Origin of the sequence: Streptomyces sp. A1277 (genome assembly GCF_004795015.1) — a bacterium.
Lineage (GTDB): Bacteria > Actinomycetota > Actinomycetes > Streptomycetales > Streptomycetaceae > Streptomyces.
The window spans coordinates 100,238-114,380 of record NZ_SSBI01000012.1 but is presented as its reverse complement, the minus strand read 5'-3'; the positions used below and the strand labels follow the sequence as shown (position 1 = coordinate 114,380).

The following is a 14,143-nucleotide window of genomic DNA, read 5'->3' as shown; positions in this document are numbered from 1 at the left end:
CGTCTCGTCGGCGGAGCCCGTGCCCGCGTCCGTGCCCGGCGTACGCCCCGCCCGCCCCGTCCGGGGCGTACGCCCGGACCTCAGGTCTGGGGCGCCCGGTCGCGGTCCCGGTCCAGGTCGGTGGCGGTGGTGGCGGCGGTGGCGGTAGTGTCCGGCGCCTCGTTGAGCTGTACGTGGACCGGGGGCCAGTTGCCCCAACCGGGTGCCGGCTCGGCGGCCACCGCACGCCACCACGGCTCGACGGGCGGCGGATCGGCGGGCTCGAACGGCTGGCCGGGGCGCGGGGACGCCATCGTCACGCCGACGGACCGGGTGGCGCGCATCGACCACTCGGCGGGCTCGGCCCAGGGGTGCAGCGCGAGGTTGAACGTGCCCCAGTGGATCGGCAGCATGACCCCCGCCGCGGGGTCGCCGCCCTGGAGGTCGAGGTGGGCCCGCACGCCCTCGTCGGGGCTCATGTGGATGTCCGGCCACGCGCCGGGCTCCGGCATGCTGTCCGTGCGGTCCTTGGGCCAGAACTGGCTGTACGCCCCGATCTGGATCATGGTGGCGTCGAACGGCCCGTGCTCGGCTCCGATGGTCCTGAAGCCGGGGAAGTATCCGGTGTCACCGCTGTGGTAGATCCGGTGCTCGGGGCCGGCGACCGCCCAGGACGCCCAGAGGGTGTGCTGCTGGTTGCGCAGACCGCGCCCGCAGAAGTGGCGGGCGGGGGTGGCGGTGAGGTTGATCCCGGCGACCGTGGCGGTCTCGTTCCAGTCGAGCTCGCGGATGCGGGCGGGCGCGACGCCCCAGCTCTCCAGGTGCGCGCCGACCCCGAGCGGAACCGCGAAGACCGTGTCCGTACGGGCCAGCGCGCGGATCGTCGGGAGGTCGAGGTGGTCGTAGTGGTCGTGCGAGATCACCACCACGTCGACCGGGCCGAGGGCGCCCAGCGGCAGCGGCGCGGGGTGCAGGCGCTTGGGTCCGGCGAACGCGAAGGGGGAACAGCGCTCGCCCCACACCGGGTCGAACAGGACCCGTCGCCCGTCGATCTCGGCGAGCACGCTGGAATGCCCCATCCAGGTGATCCGCAGACCGGAGGCGGGGGGCTCGGCCAGGTCGGCCAGGGTCGTGGCGTGGACGGGCACGGTCCCGGCGGGCGACCTGAGCACCCGCTCCTCCTTGCGGAAGTAGACCCGGGCGAACTCCAGCGCGGAGCCGGAGGGTCTGATACTCGCCCCGACCGGGTTCTGGAAGACACCGTCGGCGAAGTTGGGCGAACGGCGGATGCGCTCCATCCGGGCGCCGTCCGGGTCGGCCCCGAAGGCAGCGGGGCGCAGCGCACGCAGCCGGGTGCGGAGCGGAAGCCTGTTGTCAGCGCCGGTCAAGAGATCTCCTGAGGGAGTCGGTGTCGTCTCATTATGGACAGGGGGTACGACAGTGCGAGAGCAGAACACCCAAGGGGATGGTGTTCCGCGAATGCCGCCTTACCCACGTTGCTGTCCGTACACATGCTCGACATGGAGTCGCAGGACGACGCGCCGGTCCCTGACCATGGCCGCCCGGTAGTCGTCCCAGTCGGGGTGCTCGCCCTGCACGTCGCGGTAGAGCCGGACCAGCTCCTCCACGACGGCGTCCCCCGGGTCGGCGGCCGGCCCGGTCAGCTCGGCGGTGCCGTCCGCGACCGTCCAGGCCCAGCGGTCCTGCGTGGTGACGTGGTAGCTCGCCCGGGGGTCCCGGCGCAGGTTCCGCGTCTTCGCGCGGTCCTCGGTGACCGAGACGCGGACGATGCGCTCGTCGGGGTAGTAGAAGTGGTTGACGTTGGACAGCTGGGGCCTGCCGTCCTTACTGAGGGTGACCAGGACGCCGCCGTCGCTCTCGCTGAAGAGCCGGAGCAGCGCCTCCTGCCGTGCATCGAATCCAGTCATGCCGGATCCAACGAGCGGGCCTCGCGCAGGATTCCGCATCCGGGACACCGTCCCGCCCGTTCCCCGCCCCGTCATCGGCCACCGGCGCGTTCCGGCCACCGGGCGGTACGGCGGCGGGCACGTCGTTGACAGGGGCGCCCGGCATCCCGATACTGACCGACTGTTCAGTACCAGGTCCGCCCGCCGACCGTGACCGAGGAGCACCCCCATGACGACGCCCGCGGTGTCACCGCCCGCCCCGCTCATCTCGCTGACCTGGACCGACCACGCCACCGGCCACCAGGGTCACCTCGTCGTCGACCGGCTGGTGCGCGGGGTGTCCAGCGGCGGGCTGCGGATGCGGCCCGGCTGCACGCTGGACGAGGTCGCGGGGCTGGCCCGGGGCATGACGATGAAGGAGGCCCTGCACTTCGACGCGGACCGCACCGGGGCCCGCTACATACCGCTCGGCGGCGCCAAGGGCGGCATCGACTGCGACCCCAGGGACCCGGCGGCCTACGGCGTCCTGGTCCGCTACCTGCGGGCGATGCGCCCGTACATCGAGAACATCTGGACCACCGGCGAGGACCTGGGCCTCAGCCAGGACCTGGTGGACCGCGCGGCGGCGGAGGCGGGTCTCGTCTCCACCGTGCAGGCCGTCTACCCGCTGCTGGAGGACGAGGCCGGGGCCCGCCGGCGCCTCGCCGACGCCTTCGCCGTCGAGGTGGACGGCATCGGCCTGGACGAGCTGGCCGGCGGCTGCGGGGTCGCCGAGGCGGCGCTCGCCGCGCTGGACCGCGACGGTGTCGCGTACGGCGACGCCCGGGTGGCGCTCCAGGGCCTGGGGACGATGGGCGGGGCGACCGCCCGGTTCCTGTCCCGGGCCGGGCTCGAAGTGGTCGCGGTCGCCGACGTCAAGGGCACGATCGCGAACCCGGCCGGGCTCGACGTCGAGGCGCTGCTCGCCGCCCGGGACCCGCACGGCACGGTGGACCGGGGGGTGCTGCGCCCCGGTGACCGGGAGCTGCCGGCCGGTGCCTGGCTCGGCCAGGACGCGGAGGTGCTGGTGCCCGCCGCCGTGTCCTACGCCGTGGACGCCGCGAACCAGGCCGGCGTCAAGGCCCGCTGGGTGGTCGAGGCCGCCAATATGCCGGTGCTGCCCGAGGCCGAGGCCCTGCTCGCCGAGCGCGGGATCACCGTGCTGCCCGACGTGGTCGCCAACTCCGGCACCAACGCCTGGTGGTGGTGGACCCTGTTCGGCGACATCGGCGCCGACGCGGACGAGGCGTTCGCGCACATCCGGCGCTCGATGCGGGCCCTGGTCGGCCTGGTGCTGGCCCGTGCGGAGGCGGACGGCTGCACGCCCCGGGCGGCGGCGCACGCGGTGGCCGCCGACCGGCTGCCGGTGATGGCCGAACGCTTCGGCTGGTACCGCTGACCCCCGGGCCGTGGAAACCGTGGCCCCGGAACCCGCCCGCGCATCCAGTGCCCGGACGGGCATTGGTTAGGGTGACGCCGTGGCAAGAGTGCGGTTGGGTGTGGCGGAGCGGCGCGAGGAACTGCTGCGCGCTGCCGTCGAACAGATCGAGGTGCGCGGCGTCGCGGCCGTGCGCATCGCGGATGTGGCGTCCGTGCTCGGCGTGAGCAACGCCCTCGTGCTGTACCACTTCTCCACCAAGGAGAAGCTGGTCGCGGCCGCCTTCGCGCACGCCGCCGAGATCGATCTCGCCCACCTGCGCAAGCTGTTGAGCCGCCGCACGACCGCCGTGCGCAGGCTGCGCGCGGCCGTCCGCTGGTACGCGCCGACGGGCCAGGCCAAGGGCTGGCGGCTGTGGATCGAGGGCTGGGCGGCCTCCCTGCGCGACCCGGCGCTGCGCAATGTGGCCGGCGATCTCGACCAGCAGTGGAAGGCGGAGCTGGCCGAGGTCATCGAGGAGGGCGCGGCGGCGGGCGAGTTCCACTGCGACGACCCGATGTCCGTGGCCTGGCGGCTGACCGCCCTGCTCGACGGGCTCGCGGTGCAGATGATGTCGTACGCGGGTCCGCTGTCCCGGGCCACGATGCTGGAGTGGACCGAGCAGGCGCTCGCCCGCGAACTGGGCATCGATCACGCGACCCTGACGGCCTGACGGGCCCGCGCGCGCCGGCTGCCCGACGGACGGCGCCCATCGGCGGGGCACGCCCGACCACCCCTGGCTCCGGTGCGCGGTCAGGTCTGCTGCAGCGGTGCGTAGGTCTCGCTCTGTAGCCCGAACGTCCAGGCGACCCCCTCCCTGGCGGTCCTGGTCGTGGGCGGCACCCGCAGCCAGTACGTGCGATGGGTCCCGTCCGGCTCGGGTGTCGAGTTGACCACCTCCACCATGACGACGTCCTCGTCACCGGCGAGCGCTATGCGCCAGAGGATGCCCGTCTCGTCCCGGTGTACCGGTTCGGCGCCCGACTCGGTGAGATAGCGGTCGTATCCGTAGAACTCCAGCATCACGCGGCGCAGTTCCGCGTTCTCCTCGGTGCGGATGCGCTGCGGCGTCAGCGCGGCCAGTTCGTCCAGGAAGGCCGGCGGGACGGGCATGCCGCGCCAGGCGTACAGGGCGAAGCCGTCCGGGTAGGAGAGCGCCGGTCCGTCGCCCCGGTCCAGCCGGCCCGCCTCGTCGCGCCGCAGGACCTGAGGGCGCTCGCTGATCACGACGACGCGCTCGTAGGGCCACCACCAGCCGGCGCTGCGCGCGACCGCCGCCAGTCCGTCGAGCCGGTCGCCCCGGCCGTCGAACGCGGCGAGCCAGGCCGCGTCGTGCTGCCCGAGGACCGCGTCGAGCAGGAGGAGCCGCACCCGGGAATCGGCGTCCGGGTCCCCGCCGAGATCGGCCACCACACCGGCCCGTATCCGCTCGGCGAGGCCGGCCGTGGTCTCCCACAGCTGGGCGCCGGTGGCGGACCAGAGGGCGGACCAGCCGGCCGGGCCCAACGCGTCGTACAGCCGGCGCCGTTCCTGCGCCCAGGGGCGGGTGCGCACCTCGTCGCGGACGGAGCGGCCCGCGTCGGTCAGCTGGGCCACGGCTTCGACGGCCGCCCTGGGCGAGTCGGCCCAGACGAATTCCTCCGGCTCCGCGAGTCCCGCGCCGCGGTAGGCGAGCCGCACCCCGTCCTCGGCCGCCGCCCGGTCCGCCGCGCCCGTCGCCGCCGCAACGGCCCGCCAAGAGTCCACGTACTGCATCGGTTTCCCCGTCCCCTGTTCCGCTCTGATCTCTGATCCCGCACTTCGGTCCTGCGGTACTTCCCGCCGCACGCCCGGCCGTCACGCCGGTGCGGCCCGCTCAGTCCGCGACGATGCGGACCGCCCCCGGCGCGTACTCCCGCTGGCGCACCACGCGGAACCAGCCCTGCGGCAGCGGGATCGTCGCGTGCTCCTCGTGCACCACGCGTCCACCCTCGGGGAGGTGGAGCAGCATCGGGCCGAAGACCCCGCGCTCCCGGATCAGCCGTCCGGGGCCGGGCACGGCATGCGCGTGTCCGGTCACCTCGCCGAGCGCGAGCACGAGCCGGCCCCGCGCGTCGCGCAGTTCACCCGGCGCCTCCAGGAGGTGCGCGGGCACCGCGGACTCCTCCAGCGCCACGATCAGTACATCGCCCTGCCGGTACACAGACCTCTCCCCTCCGCGGCGGCACCCGCCGTGCCGGCCACATCGAAAACGCTACGGCGGGGGTCTGACAATCGGCCGCCGAGTCGTCACGGGCAGGGGCCGGTCGGCCCGTTGTCAGTGGGCCTTGATAGACCTTGCGGACATCAATCCGTCGCCGTCATCAGGAGCTCAGGGCCATGTCCGTGGACCACCTGCACGAGTTGCTCGGCCTTCCGGCCGTCGATTTCCAGTCCGGGACGGACGGCGGCCCCCGGCCCGCTCCCGACGCCGCCGCCTGGCGGGTCTCGATCGACGCGTACGAGGACGAGGGCACCTGGGAGGAGGAGTTCAACGCCTTCCTGGAGGAGGTCGATCCGGCGGGCGTCCGCGCGCTGATCATCGGGCAGTGGGGCGAGTCGTACGAGGAGAAGTCGTCTTACCCGATCGGTCTCGTCATCGCCGCCGCCGACCGGCTGACCTCCCTGGAAGCGGTGTTCGTCGGGGATCTGACGATGGAGGAGGCGGAGATCTCCTGGATCGAGCAGAGCGACGTCACGGCACTGCTCAGCGCCTTCCCCGCACTGGTGGAGCTGGGGGTGCGCGGCGGGTCCGAGCTCGTCTTCCCGGCCACGCGCCACGAGCGCCTGCGGGCGCTGACCATCGAGACGGGCGGGCTGGCGGCGCAGGTGGTGCGCGGGGTGCTGGCCAGTGAGCTGCCCGCCCTGGAGCGGCTCGACCTGTGGCTCGGTGTCTCGGCCTACGGGGGCGACGCCGAGGTGGCGGACCTCGCGCCGCTGCTGTCGGGTACGCGTTTCCCGGCCCTGCACCATCTGAGCCTGCGCAACAGCGAGATGCAGAACGAGATCGCGGCCGCCGTCGCCTCGGCCCCGCTCGTGGCGCGGCTGCGCACCCTGGACCTGTCCTGCGGGACGCTCGGCGACGAGGGCGCCGCCGCGCTGCTGGAGGGCCAGCCACTGACCCATCTCGACGTCCTCGACCTGCACCACCACTTCCTCACCGAGGCGATGGAGGAGCGGGTCGCCCGGGCGCTGGAGCCGCACGGGGTGCGGGTGGACCTGTCGGAGCGCTGCAAGCCGTGGGGCGACCGCGGGGCCGCGGGCCGGTACGTCACGGTCTCGGAGTGAGGACGCCATGAACCGCATCGATCACCCCGCCTCGTTCCACGGCCTGCCCGTGTTCACCCTGCCGCTGCCGGACGAACACGGTCCGGGGCAGGGAGCGCTGCCCGCGGCGGACTCCGTCGCCTGGCGGCTGGACTGCGCCTGGGAGGGACCGGACTTCGCCGGTATCTGGCAGCACTTCCTGGAGACGGTCGACCCTGCCGGGGTCCGGGCCCTGCTGATCGGTCCCTGGTGGCCCGACGAGTACAGCTCGCTCGCCCCGGTGGTGGAGCTGATCGCCTCGGACGCGGACCGCCTCCCGGCGCTGCGCGCCTTGTTCCTCGCCGATGTCGTCGGTGAGGAGTGCGAGGTGTCCTGGCTCCAGATGTGCGACATCACGCCGGTGGTCGAGGCGTTCCCCCGGCTTGAGGAACTGGTGGTGCGCGGCGGCGGCAGCGGTCTGAACGAAGAGACCCTGGAACTCCAGCCGGTGCGGCACGAGGCGCTGAAATCCCTGCGGTTCGAGTCCGGCGGTCTGCCCGGCCAGGTCGTGCGCGCGGTCGGCGCCTGCGAACTGCCCGCGCTGGAGCGGCTGGAGCTGTGGTTCGGCTCCCAGTGGTACGCGGGGGACGCCACCGTGGAGGACATGGCTCCGCTGCTGTCCGGCGGGGGTCTCCCCCGGCTGCGCCATCTCGGGCTGCAGAACAGCGAGATACAGGACGAGATCGCGGCGGCCGTCGCGTCCGCCCCGGTCGTCGCGCAACTGGAGTCCCTGGCGCTCTCCATGGGCACCCTCAGCGACACGGGAGCCCTGGCCCTGCTCGGCGGCCAGCCGCTCACGCATCTGACCGCGCTGGACCTGCACCACCACTACCTGAGCGAACCGGTGATGGCCCGCGTCCAGGAGCTGTGCGCCCGCGAGGGCATCCGGATCGGTCTCGACGAGGCCGAGGACTGGGACCCGGAAGACGAGGACGAGCCCCGCTATGTCGCGGTCAGCGAGTAACGGCGCGCCGCGTCTCGCGGTCGTCGGCAACCCGGGCAGCCGCCGGGTCTCGCTCTTCCAGGACGCGGTGCGTGCCGCAGGGCTGCCCGAGGCGCGTACCGTCTCCTGGCTCGACGTGCTGAGGGGCGTGGCGGACTTCCTGCCCGGGGAGACCGTCCGCATCGAGTCGCCGGGCGAGGACGCCGAGGTCGACCGGTGGCTCCGCGGGGCCGACGACCCGACCAGGGTGGAGGGTTCGGCCCTCTGGTACGCCGGGTTCACCGCCGCCGTACGCGAGGTGGCGCGGGCGGCTGCTCGGGCCGGGGCCGGGCTGCTGGACGGCCCGGCCGACATCGCGGTGCTGTTCGACAAGCGGCTGTGCCACGGTGTGCTGGAGGCGGCGGGGGTGCCCGTGCCCGCGTCGCCGACCTCCGGCCCGGCCGCGCCCGCGGTGCGGGGCTGGGCCGATGTGCGTGCGCTGATGGCGGAGCACCGCATGCCCCGGGTGTTCGTGAAGCCCGCGCACGGGTCGTCCGCCTCCGGTGTGCTGGCCGTCGAGACGGCCGGGGCCGGCCGGGTCCGGGCCACCACCTCGGTCGAGCGGGATCCGGCCGGCCGCCTCTACAACTCGCTGCGGGTGCGCCGGTGCACGACGGAACGGGAGGTCGCGGCGATCGTCGACGCGCTCGCCCCGGACGGGCTGCACATCGAGCGCTGGCTGCCCAAGGCCGCGCAGGGCGGCCGGGTCGCCGATCTGCGGGTCGTCGTGGTCGACGGCCGGGCCACCCATGCCGTGGTCCGCACCAGCCGCTCCCCCATGACCAATCTGCATCTCGGCGGCGAGCGCGGTGACCTGGACCAGGTGCGCGCGGCCGTCGGGGCGGCGGGGGCCGACTGGGGCGCTGCCCTGGCCGTCTGCGAGCAGGCGGCCGAGGCGTTCCCGGACACGCTGTGCGTCGGCGTCGACCTGCTGCCCGTGACCGGCTGGCGGCGCTTCGCCGTCGGCGAGGTCAACGCCTTCGGCGATCTGCTGCCGCGCCTGACCGGCCTGCCCGGCAGCGGCGCCGAGGGCCTGGACACCTACGCGGCGCAGGTCGCCGCCGTACTGAACCGAGCAAGGAACACCCGTGTCACCCCAGCCCCCTGAGCCCTCCCCCGGCGTCGCGCACGCCGCGAACCCCGACATGAGCGAGGTCGTGGGCAGCCACGACCTGCTGCTCGTCACCCTGGACACCCTGCGGTACGACGTGGCGGCGGAGCTCGCCGCCACCGGGCGCATCCCCCACCTGGCCCGCCACCTGCCGGGCGGCGCCTGGGAGGAGCGGCACGCTCCGGGCAGCTTCACCTACGCCTCCCACCAGGCGATCTTCGCGGGGTTCCTGCCCACCCCCGCCGCGCCGGGGCCGCATCCCCGGCTGTTCGCCGCCCGTTTCGCCGGCAGCGAGACCACCGCGGAGCGCACCTTCGTCTTCGACACCCCCGACCTGGTCTCGGGCCTCGCGAAGGCCGGATACCGCACGGTGTGCATCGGCGGTGTCGGCTTCTTCAACCGGCAGGGGCCGCTCGGCTCGGTGCTGCCCGGGATGTTCCAGGAGGCGCACTGGGAGCCGGAGTTCGGTGTCGCCTCGCCGACCTCGTTCGAGGCGCAGGTGACCCGCGCCGAGCAGGTGGTGGCCGGGCTGCCGCCCGAGCAGCGGCTCTTCCTCTTCGTCAACGTCTCCGCGCTGCACCAGCCGAACTGGTTCCACCAGGCCGGGGCGACCCGTGACGCCGGCGACAGCCGTGCGACGCACGCGGCGGCCCTGGAGTACGTCGACGCGCACGTCGGCCGGCTCTTCGCCGCCGCGAGCAGCCGCCGCCGCGCCTTCGCCGTCGTCTGCTCCGACCACGGCACGGCGTACGGCGACGGCGGCTACACCGGTCACCGGCTCGGCCACGAGTCCGTCTGGACCGTTCCGTACGCCCATTTCTTCCTGGAGCCGGGGACCGCACGATGACCACGACGCACACCGTCCGCCCGTACCAGAGCTATGTGTACGCCTATCCGCACAAGACGGCCTACCGCCCGCTCGCCGAACATCCCGGCGGACGGCCGGTGCTGAGCGAGCTGTGGGCGGGGGAACGCAAGGACGCGCTCTCCCTCTATCTGCACATACCCTTCTGCGAGGTCCGCTGCGGCTTCTGCAACCTCTTCACCCGGATCGGCGCGCCCGACGAGCTGACCTCGCGGTATCTGGACGCACTGGACCGGCAGGCGAGCGCCGTGCGGGACGCGCTGGGCGACGGGGAGCCGGTCCGGTTCGCCGCTGCGGCGTTCGGCGGCGGCACCCCCACCTTCCTGGAGGCGGCCGAGCTGGAGCGCCTGTGCGACATCGCGGAGAAGCGCATGGGCGCCGACCTGAGGTCCGTGCCGCTGTCCGTGGAGGCGTCCCCGTCGACCGCGACCGCCGACCGGCTGGCCGTGCTCGCCGAGCGGGGCACGACCAGGATCAGCATCGGCGTGCAGAGCTTCGTGGAGGCCGAGGCCAGGGCGGCGGTGCGCCCCCAGCGCCCCGCCGACGTCGAGCGGGCCCTCGGCCTGATCCGGGACACCTCCATACCCGTCCTCAACATCGACCTGATCTACGGCATCGACGGCCAGACCGAGCGGACCTGGCGCACGTCCCTGGACGCGGCGCTGCGGTGGCGGCCCGAGGAGCTGTACCTCTACCCGCTCTACGTCCGCCCGCTGACCGCGCTGGGCCGGCTCTCCGCGGGTGCGGCGGACGCGGCCTGGGACGAGCAGCGCCTGCGCCTGTACCGGGCCGGCCGCGACCACCTCCTGGCCCACGGCTACGAGCAGGTGTCGATGCGGATGTTCCGCCGCGCCGACGCCCCCCGCACGGACGGGCCGGACGACCACGCCTGCCAGACCGACGGCATGATCGGCCTGGGCTGCGGCGCCCGCTCGTACACCTCGCGGCTGCACTACTCCTTCGACTACGCGGTGCGGATGGGCGAGGTGCGCGGCATCATCGACGCCTACACGGCCACCGGCGACTTCTCGCGCGCCGAGGTCGGACGGTACACCGACGGGGACGAGGCGCGCCGCCGCCATCTCCTCCAGTCGGTGCTCCAGGCCGAGGGCATGCCGGTGGACGGATACCGCGAGCGGTTCGGCACCTCGCCGTACGAGGACTTCACCACGGAGCTGGCCCGGTTCGAGGCCCTGGGCTGGCTCGATGAGGCGGCGCCGGCCGAGGGGCTGCTGCGCCTGTCGTCCGAGGGGCTCGCGCACTCCGACGCGCTGGGCCCCGAGCTCTTCTCCCCCGCTGTGCGGGCCGCGATGGCCGCGTACGAGCTGAAGTGAGTCACCCGTGGAACTGACGATTCTCTACCGGGGCCCGCTCGCCTCGTGCGACTACGACTGCCCGTACTGCCCGTTCGCCAAGCGGCGCGACAGCCGGGAGCAGTTGCGGGCGGACCGGGCGGCGCTCGAGCGGTTCACGGCGTGGGTGGCGGCGCAGACCGGCGACCGGGTCTCGGTGCTGTTCACGCCGTGGGGCGAGGGCCTGGTGCGCTCCTGGTACCGCCGGGCGATCGTGGAGCTGGCCGGGCTGGAGCAGGTGCGCCGGGTCGCGATCCAGACGAACCTGAGCGGGCGGACGCGGTGGCTGGCCGAGGCGCCGGCGGCGGCCCGCGAGCGGATCGCACTGTGGTGCACGTACCACCCGGGGCAGACCCCGTACGAGCGTTTCCTCGCCCGGTGCGAGGAGCTGAAGGGCCTCGGGGTGCGCCACAGCGTCGGCATCGTGGGCCTGGACGACCATCTCGGTGAGGCGCACCGGCTGCGGGCGGCGCTCGCGGACGAGGTCTACCTCTGGGTCAACGCCGCCGAGGGCCACACCTACACGGACGAGGAGGCGGACCGGTGGACGGCGATCGACCCGCTGTTCCCGTACAGCCGCCATCCGCACCGCTCGGCGGGGCTGCCCTGCCGGACCGGTGAGTCGGTGATCTCGGTGGACGGGGAGGGGACGGTGCGCCGCTGCCATTTCGTCCGGGCCGAGCTGGGCAATCTGTACGACGGCAGCTACCGCCGGGCGCTGGGTCCTCGGACCTGCCCGCTCGCCGTCTGCGACTGCCACATCGGCTATGTGCACCTGGAGACGCTGCCGCTGTACGACGTCTTCGCGGGCGGGGTGCTGGAGCGCATACCGGCCGCGCTGCCGCTGTCCCCGGTCGCGGCGACAGGAACGCGGGGCGACTGAGGACAGCGGACGGGTCCGTCAGAGCGGCAGCAGGTCCGGGCGCTTCGGCTCGACGTGGTCCCCGGAGGACTCGCCGCGCAGCCGTCGGCCGATCCACGGGACCAGGTATTCGCGCGCCCAGTGGATGTCGTCGCGCCGGACCTCGAGGGTGCCGCGCGGGGGCAGCGGCGGCCATTCCTGGTCCGGGTCGGCGGGCACGTCGAGGCCGAGGACCTGGGCGGCGCGGAGCGCGACCCGGGTGTGCCCCTCGGGCGACAGGTGCAGCCGGTCGCCGTCCCAGGCGCGCCGGTCCTGCACGGAGCGCAGCGACCACAGGTCGAGCACCGGGCAGTCGTAGCGGTCGGCGATGGCCCGCACGTGGGCGGTGTAGGTGGCGATCTTGCCGCGCAGATGGCGCAGCACGGGTACGCCGCGGGTGTCGAAGCCGGTGGTGACCATGACGGTGCCGACCGAACGGGTCAGGTCGGCGACCGCCCGCTCGAAGCGTTCGGCCACGTCGTCGGGGTCGGTGCCCGGCCGGATGATGTCGTTGCCGCCGGCGCAGAAGCTCACCAGATCGGGGGCGAGTTCCTTGGCGCGGGGCACCTGCTCCTCGACTATCTGGTCGAGGAGGCGTCCTCGTACGGCGAGATTGGCGTACCGGAAGTTCCCGTGGGCCAGAACGGGTGAGCCCTCGGCGCCCGCCGCCGGGCCGGGGTCCGGGAGCCGGTCCGCGAGAAGGACCGCGAGCCGGTCGGCCCAGCCGACGAATGTTCCGTCCGGGCCGGGGTCGCCGACTCCCTCGGTGAAACTGTCGCCAATCGCCGCGTACGACCCGATGGCGCCCTGTCGGTCGATGACGCCCTGTTGGATGTTGCTCGAATCGTCTGCCACAAGCGCATATCCTGCACCTTTCAATGTGACCTACGCGACCGTAATAAGGGGTTGACGGGTGGTGAGATAAACCACCCGGTCAGTTTTCGGTAAAGGGGGAATAAGCAGAGGGACGGTGCGCCGCCGCGCACCGTCCCTCTCTGTTCTGCCGCGACCCGGATCACCGGGCCGTAACCGCCTGGATCAGACGTAGATCCCGTGCGACGCCAGGTAGGCGATCGGGTCGATGTCCGAGCCGTACGCCGGGCCGGTGCGGACCTCGAAGTGGAGGTGCGGTCCGGTGGCGTTGCCGGTGGCGCCGGAGAGGCCGACCTGCTGGCCCGCGGTCACGGTCTGGCCCGCCGAGACGGAGAGCGAGGACATGTGGCCGTACTGCGAGTAGTGGCCGTCGGCGTGCTTGATGACGACCTCGTTGCCGTACGCGCCGCCCCAGCCGGCGGTGACGACGGTGCCGGAGGTGACGGCCTTCACGCTGGTGCCGGAGGCGACGGGGAAGTCGATGCCGGTGTGGCTGCCGCTGGACCAGCTGGCGCCGGAGGCGCGGTAGGCGGTGGTGTGGTTGCCGGGGACCGGGTGGACGTAACCGGAGGCGTTGTCCTGGGTGGCCGGGGCCTGGGTCTCCTGGGACGCGGAGGCGTCGGAGGAGGAGTCGGAGGCCGTGGACGCCTTCGTCTCGGTCTTCTCGGCCCCGGTCTTCGTCCCGGCCTTCTTCGCCGTCTGGGCGGGGGCCTTCGACGGGGCGGTGGAGGTGGTCGCGGCCGACTTGGCGCCGAGCGTCAGCTTCATGCCCGGGAGGATCAGGCTCGGATTGTCGCCGACGACCTCGCGGTTGTCCTGGTACAGCTTGTGCCAGCCGCCCTTGAGCTTGTGCTCGGCCGCGATCTTCGACAGGTAGTCGCCGGAGACCACGGAGTAGGTGGTGGTGCCGGTGCTCTTCGCGGGCTCGGCCGACGTGGTGTGCGCGGCGGCCGACTTGGAGGTGGCCGGGGCGGCCTGCTCCGCGGCGTGGGCACCGGTGGCGCCGAGCAGCGGAAGCGCGATGACGGCTCCGCCGGCGCTCGCGGCGACGACGCCACGGGCGATGGCGCTGGACTTGGGACGGCGGTGCTTACCCGAAATGGGCATGAAGGGTTTCCTCTCCGGCGCCTGCGAGGTGAGCTGTCGGGTTCGGGCTGGAGATGCCCGGCCGCGTCTGGCGCGACTTCACCCCTAGCCGGCCGGTTCTCCCGGTCGGCGGCTTACCTGGTTCCCCCGCTCCTGCCACACGGTGAGTGGGTGCGAATTCCGGACGGCGGCAGGATTGGGCGTTCCATCCGGATTGACATGGAACGTAAGCGAGCCGGGACGGCGGAAACAAGCCACGGGTTCCGCGCCGGATTCGGCACCGGAAATTCGGCGCGGAATTCCGGTC

The 14,143-nt window shown here is 73.3% G+C and carries 14 protein-coding genes and 1 riboswitch; of the genes, 8 read left to right on the top strand and 6 right to left on the bottom strand.

What is annotated here, in order from left to right; genetic code table 11:
* Window positions 1-80 precede the first annotated feature (80 nt).
* Window positions 81-1,367, bottom strand: a complete 1,287-nt coding sequence (locus tag E6R18_RS10875) for an MBL fold metallo-hydrolase (protein ID WP_136316662.1) — start codon at window positions 1,365-1,367, stop codon at window positions 81-83.
* 99 nt (window positions 1,368-1,466) lie between these two features.
* On the bottom strand, window positions 1,467-1,907 hold the full coding sequence (locus E6R18_RS10870; protein ID WP_136316661.1) for a PPOX class F420-dependent oxidoreductase: 441 nt from the start codon (window positions 1,905-1,907) through the stop codon (window positions 1,467-1,469).
* Window positions 1,908-2,115: 208 nt separating this feature from the next.
* Here E6R18_RS10870 and E6R18_RS10865 point away from each other — a divergent pair, with 208 nt between their 5' ends.
* On the top strand, window positions 2,116-3,324 hold the full coding sequence (locus tag E6R18_RS10865) for a Glu/Leu/Phe/Val dehydrogenase dimerization domain-containing protein (RefSeq protein ID WP_136316660.1): 1,209 nt from the start codon (window positions 2,116-2,118) through the stop codon (window positions 3,322-3,324).
* Between the two features lie 100 nt (window positions 3,325-3,424).
* A complete protein-coding gene (locus E6R18_RS10860) occupies window positions 3,425-4,015 on the top strand; it encodes a TetR/AcrR family transcriptional regulator (RefSeq protein ID WP_136316702.1) in 591 nt (196 codons plus the stop codon).
* 80 nt (window positions 4,016-4,095) lie between these two features.
* Here the strand turns inward: E6R18_RS10860 and E6R18_RS10855 are convergent, their stop codons facing one another.
* Together E6R18_RS10855 and E6R18_RS10850 are read right to left on the bottom strand one after the other, a co-directional pair.
* Complete coding sequence (locus tag E6R18_RS10855) at window positions 4,096-5,097, bottom strand: DUF6745 domain-containing protein (protein ID WP_136316659.1); 1,002 nt, start codon at window positions 5,095-5,097, stop codon at window positions 4,096-4,098.
* A 100-nt stretch (window positions 5,098-5,197) separates the two neighbouring features.
* Window positions 5,198-5,524, bottom strand: a complete 327-nt coding sequence (locus tag E6R18_RS10850; RefSeq protein ID WP_136316658.1) for a hypothetical protein — start codon at window positions 5,522-5,524, stop codon at window positions 5,198-5,200.
* 176 nt (window positions 5,525-5,700) lie between these two features.
* On the opposite strand from E6R18_RS10850, the gene E6R18_RS10845 reads away from it, so the two are divergent.
* The 6 genes from E6R18_RS10845 to E6R18_RS10820 are packed head-to-tail and all read left to right on the top strand — an operon-like array spanning window position 5,701 to window position 11,859.
* A complete protein-coding gene (locus tag E6R18_RS10845; protein WP_136316657.1) occupies window positions 5,701-6,648 on the top strand; it encodes an STM4015 family protein in 948 nt (315 codons plus the stop codon).
* 7 nt (window positions 6,649-6,655) lie between these two features.
* Entirely contained in the window at window positions 6,656-7,630 is a 975-nt protein-coding gene (locus tag E6R18_RS10840) for an STM4015 family protein (RefSeq protein WP_136316656.1), read from the top strand.
* Window positions 7,611-8,756, top strand: coding sequence for an STM4014 family protein (locus E6R18_RS10835; protein WP_136316655.1), 1,146 nt, complete (start codon window positions 7,611-7,613; stop codon window positions 8,754-8,756). The genes E6R18_RS10840 and E6R18_RS10835 overlap by 20 nt, the downstream gene beginning before the upstream one ends.
* A gap of 37 nt (window positions 8,757-8,793) precedes the next feature.
* Entirely contained in the window at window positions 8,794-9,606 is an 813-nt protein-coding gene (locus tag E6R18_RS10830; RefSeq protein WP_136316701.1) for an STM4013/SEN3800 family hydrolase, read from the top strand.
* Window positions 9,603-10,958, top strand: a complete 1,356-nt coding sequence (locus E6R18_RS10825) for an STM4012 family radical SAM protein (RefSeq protein WP_136316654.1) — start codon at window positions 9,603-9,605, stop codon at window positions 10,956-10,958. The genes E6R18_RS10830 and E6R18_RS10825 overlap by 4 nt, the downstream gene beginning before the upstream one ends.
* A gap of 7 nt (window positions 10,959-10,965) precedes the next feature.
* Window positions 10,966-11,859, top strand: coding sequence for an STM4011 family radical SAM protein (locus tag E6R18_RS10820; RefSeq protein WP_136316653.1), 894 nt, complete (start codon window positions 10,966-10,968; stop codon window positions 11,857-11,859).
* Window positions 11,860-11,877: 18 nt separating this feature from the next.
* On the opposite strand, the gene E6R18_RS10815 is transcribed toward E6R18_RS10820, so the two are convergent.
* Both E6R18_RS10815 and E6R18_RS10810 read right to left on the bottom strand, forming a co-directional pair.
* The gene (locus E6R18_RS10815; RefSeq protein ID WP_136316652.1) at window positions 11,878-12,732 is read right to left on the bottom strand and encodes an SGNH/GDSL hydrolase family protein; all 855 of its coding nucleotides are present in this window, start codon (window positions 12,730-12,732) and stop codon (window positions 11,878-11,880) included.
* A 183-nt stretch (window positions 12,733-12,915) separates the two neighbouring features.
* On the bottom strand, window positions 12,916-13,857 hold the full coding sequence (locus E6R18_RS10810; protein WP_136316651.1) for a M23 family metallopeptidase: 942 nt from the start codon (window positions 13,855-13,857) through the stop codon (window positions 12,916-12,918).
* A gap of 5 nt (window positions 13,858-13,862) precedes the next feature.
* Window positions 13,863-14,020, bottom strand: a riboswitch (cyclic di-AMP (ydaO/yuaA leader).
* Window positions 14,021-14,143 lie beyond the last annotated feature (123 nt).